The sequence below is a fragment of the Methylobacterium trifolii genome (assembly GCF_022179685.1).
Lineage (GTDB): Bacteria > Pseudomonadota > Alphaproteobacteria > Rhizobiales > Beijerinckiaceae > Methylobacterium > Methylobacterium trifolii.
Map to the genome: position 1 here is coordinate 1 of NZ_BPRB01000318.1, position 4,249 is coordinate 4,249.

Sequence of the window (4,249 nt, forward strand, 5' to 3'; positions counted from 1 at the left end):
AGGCCGCCGCCCGGCCCGAGCTTGGCATCCTCGGGACCGGCGCCGCGGCGGGCGACGCCCTTGGTCTCCTTCGTCCAGATGGCGGTGATCGCGCCATCCACGATCACGTCGCCCTTGATCTGGAGGGTGTAGCTGACGAACCCATCCAGGCGCCGGACGCCGGTGAAAACGAAGCCGCCGGTCTGCCCGTCGATGTTGCCCGTGACCCCGAACTGGACCTTCTGCCCATCGATCGAGGCGCCGTACTGCGTCAGGGTCGCGGTGTGCCCGTTCTGAGTCGTGCTCAGGACCGTGATCTGCTGCGCCTGCGTGCTGACGGCGCCGTTGATATTGGTCGCGAAGGTGTTGAGGTTGGTGATCGCGGTGCCCTGTCCCGCAATCTGCCCTCCCTGGTCTGTCACTTGGGACTGGAGGGCGGTGTATTGCTGCGAGAGCGAGGTGATGTTGCCCTCGCTGGACGTCACCCGCGTGGTCAGCTGCTGCGTCGCGGTCGCCTGCCCCGAGATGTTCATCTCGGAATTGGTCACCCGCGAAGTGAGGTTCGTGACCGCCTGGCTCTGCGCGGTGATCGTGCCCTCGGCGTTCGTCACCCGGGTGGTGACGCTCTGGAGCGCAACCGCCTGCCCGACGATGGTGCCCTCGGCGTTCGTCAGGCGGGAGCCGAGGGTGGTGGTGATCCCGGTGAAGGCCTCCTTGTCCGAGATCCGAGCCTGATCCACTACCTCGATCGCCGAAAAGCTGTCTTGGACCCGACCCTCAGCTGCTACCTTGTGGAACTGGCGCGTCAGGTAGGACTGGCCGGCCTCGGTCGCCGCGGCGAGCGCCATCTCCTCCAGGCGGCTGTTGAGATCGCGCGTCACGTCCAGCAGGATCGCCAGCCCGTTCCGCAGTTCCTGGTCACCGATCGCCGCGATCTCGTCGATGCGGGCATCCACCTCGTTGAAGAGATCCGTGAGGCCGGTGACGAGGTCGGGCGAGACGGTCGGGGCCACCGTCGTGAAGGTGGTGTAGATCCAATCGCCAGACAGCCCGGTCCGGCCGTATGCGCGGGCCCGCACGGTTACGGGCTGGTCGGACTGGCGCATCGCCGCCCGACCGCTTGATGCCGGCCCCAGCGGCGACAGCACCTCCCACGTCCCGCCGTTATCGTAGGTCAGGTCCACCTCGTAGGCGCGGGCCCCGCGGGTGGTCGACACGCCCCAGACCACCTCGATCCCGGTCTCGATCCGGTCGCAGCGGGCGTGCAGGACGGAAATCTGCGGGACCAGGGGCTCGTCGAGGCCACTGCCGTCGATCGGGCTCGGGACGATGACCGTCTCGTCGAGCAGCTGCCAGATGCGGGTGTCGTCGGCCACCATCTCGATCTGGACGTGGTCGGCATCGCTCGGCACGGCCGAGCGCGCCACGTAGGTCTCCTGGATCTCGACCAGGTCGCCCATGACGATCGTCGTCGCGTCCTGCGTGTCCCGCGCCAGCACGTTGGCCAGCGCCAGGCCGGTCTGCGAGGCTAGGGCGGCCACGTCGCCGGAATGCAGTTCGAGCCCGCGCGCGCCGACGCCGCGCATGCGCAGGATGCCCCACTCCTTGCCGACCCGCGTCCGGACCGAGCCGTAGGTCCAATCGGCCGGCGCGTTGGCGGCCACGTCGAGCTGCAGCATCGTCCCGTTCGACGAGGCGACGCCGTAGACCTGCTTGCCCGTCAGGAACCACAGGTCCGACAGGATGTGGTCGCCGGGATAGACGAGGCGGCCGTCCCATTCGGTCGTGACCTTGCGCTCGACGCCGCGGAACACGGCGATCGCCGCGAGCCAGGTGGCGTGCTTCAGCGCATGCAGGCCCTCGCTGATCCCGGCGACCTTGTAGCGCTTCGGGGTCCGGGTGGGCGGCCCGTAGGAGTAGCGCACCTCGTCGGGGCGCTTCGGGTCGCCGTCGCGGTCGAATTCGACGATCACGTCGCCGCCCTCGACCTTCGTCTTGTAGGTCGCGCCCGAACTGTCGCGCACGATCTGCCGGCGTGTCAGGACGTGGCGCGGCTCGGCCCGGCTCTCGTCGCGCACGAAGGAATGCACCGCGCCGATCTTGACCGGGTCGGCCCGAAGCGGGTTCAGGACCTCGGAGGCCGCTTCCCAGAAGGAGGACACCTCGGGCAGCTGCCCGTCATAGGTGTCGTTCGCGGCGAGCAGGTTTGCATAATACAGGGCCTTGGCCGCGTCGGCGCCGTCGCTGGCGTCGAGGCCGTAGCCCGAGCGGACCAGGTCGCAGAACGCCCACACGGCCTTGCGGGTGGGCTGCTCGACCCATGCCGTGCCCGTCCAGACCGGCACGATCCGCGTCGCCTCGACCGAGATGTCCGAGAAAGCGGTGACGGTCAGGCCCTTCCCGGCCCGGACCCGCATCGCGATCTCCGTCGTCTCCGGCCGGATGCGGGTGTCGTCCTCGAAGGCCGTCATCCCGTCCCAGGAGGCGCGGTTCTCCTGGTCGAAGCCGACCGGCTCGGCGTACATATTCTGGCCGCTGACCTGGTAGGCGCCCGAGTGCGGCAGGCGGAAGTAGGCCGAGCGGCGCAGCGGCGTGGAGGTGAGCGCGGTCGAGCCCTCGCTGGAGCGCCAGAGTTCGAACTCGGGTCCGATCACGTTGCCGGTGACGGGGTCGAGTTCGCGCCCGAAGAACACGACGCCGGCCACGGTCGGCACCCTCCGGCCTTCAGACGAGGTCCGGTAGATCGCCGGATAGGTCCAGGACAGCTGCGCCGCGTCGGCGGTCACGCCCTGCGGTGTGAGTCGGAACCACGGGGTGCGGGCCGGATTGCCGCCCGGCCGCGGTAGCTCCTGGCCGCCCACGTCGCTCGACGTGATCGCGTCGCCCGGGGCGATGGTCGAGGCCGCCTCGTACAGGAACTCGATCGCGGTCCCAAAGGGCCCGGCCGTCGCGGTGAACGGGGCCTGTAGGCCGCCGTCCTCGCTCCAGAACAGCGCGTCCCCGACGCGGACCCGGTGGACCTGGAACTTGCCGATGCCCAGCGTCATCCGCTTGACGAGGACCATGGTGTCCCCGTCGTAGGTGAAGAAGTCCTTCTGGCTGAGCGGCGGCGAGGACCAGCGCTTGCCGTAGAGCAGGGGCCGGCGCGCGCCGGGCTTCGGGATGTTGCCGCCCCCGGCCACGCTGTAGAGGTCGCCCGCCGTCTTCTTCTTGGCCGCGGCTGAGGCCTGCGCCGCGTAGCTCAGGGCAAGCCCGCCGATGACGAGGCCGGCCTGGACGGCCGCAATGCCGCCGGCGCTGGTGATACCGGCCAGACCGGCAATTCCTGGCGCCGCATAGGGTGCGATGGCGATCAGGGCGATGGCGGCGATGGCCAGCCCGATCGAGGCGACGCCTCGTCCGCGCGGGACCACCGTGATCAGCACCACGTCGTTCGGCCCGACGAGCGTCTTGCTCCAGGTCGCGCGCAGCCGGGCGGTCCGATTGCAGGGCCGGTAGGACCCGGCCTCGTCGTCGCGGCGATGCACCGAGACAATGAACCTGCGGTCGGCCGACGGCCGGTGGCGCGCCACGATGGTCGAGAGCCGGCGCCGCCGGTTCGGCAGGCGCACGGCCTCGCCCCGCGGCTGGCCGACGACGTTAACGGTGACGACCTGCGTCATGGCCGAAGCCTCGACCCTCAGGCTTCCGAGCCGACGCCCGCGCCGGCCGGGGCCTCCGCCTCGAAGCCGACCTCGACGTCCGAGAGCGTGAGGGTGAAGTTCATCATACCGGCGCCTGGGATCGGCGCGGCGATCAGGACCGACACCTCATGCCCGTCGATCCGGACCCGGCGCGTCTGGCCGGTCGTGTCCTGGATCATCACCACCTTCGTCTTCTCGCTCATGGGGCTTCTCCTCTGCCGGGATCAGGTAGTTCAGCCGCCAGCGCCGGGACTGCGCGAGTTCCAGGGGCGGATCGAGCGCCACGCCGTGCGGCTCGTCGGTGTGGAGGATCAGGCCGCCGTCCTCGGCGAGCCAGGTCCCGCAATGGGTCTCCGCGCCCGCCACCTTGCCCATCAGGACCAGGGCGCCGTCGACCGGGGCGGAGATCGTGCGCCAGGCGGCCCGTGCCGGGTGGCAGGCCAGGACGCGGGCCCGCTCACGCACGTCCGCGACCAGGGCCGGGTCCGCGACCGGCAGCGTGCGGCCGAACAGGCGGTCCTGCGTCAGGGCCGCGAGGTGCCAGCAGTTGAAGATCGCCGGGTCGTAGGCTGTCCGTCGTCAGATGA

2 protein-coding genes and 1 pseudogene are annotated in these 4,249 nt (G+C 70.2%); all 3 read right to left on the reverse strand.

Features of this window, described 5'->3' with window-relative positions; genetic code table 11:
* Positions 1-1,388 precede the first annotated feature (1,388 nt).
* A pseudogene (locus COGEMETH_RS25745) lies at positions 1,389-3,641 on the reverse strand (host specificity factor TipJ family phage tail protein); the annotation flags it as partial.
* A 17-nt stretch (positions 3,642-3,658) separates the two neighbouring features.
* A complete protein-coding gene (locus COGEMETH_RS25700; protein ID WP_283215043.1) occupies positions 3,659-3,787 on the reverse strand; it encodes a hypothetical protein in 129 nt (42 codons plus the stop codon).
* Between the two features lies 1 nt (position 3,788).
* Positions 3,789-4,127 carry a hypothetical protein gene (locus COGEMETH_RS23255; RefSeq protein ID WP_238185054.1) on the reverse strand — a complete coding sequence of 113 codons (339 nt, stop codon included), beginning with the start codon at positions 4,125-4,127 and terminating at the stop codon, positions 3,789-3,791.
* Positions 4,128-4,249 lie beyond the last annotated feature (122 nt).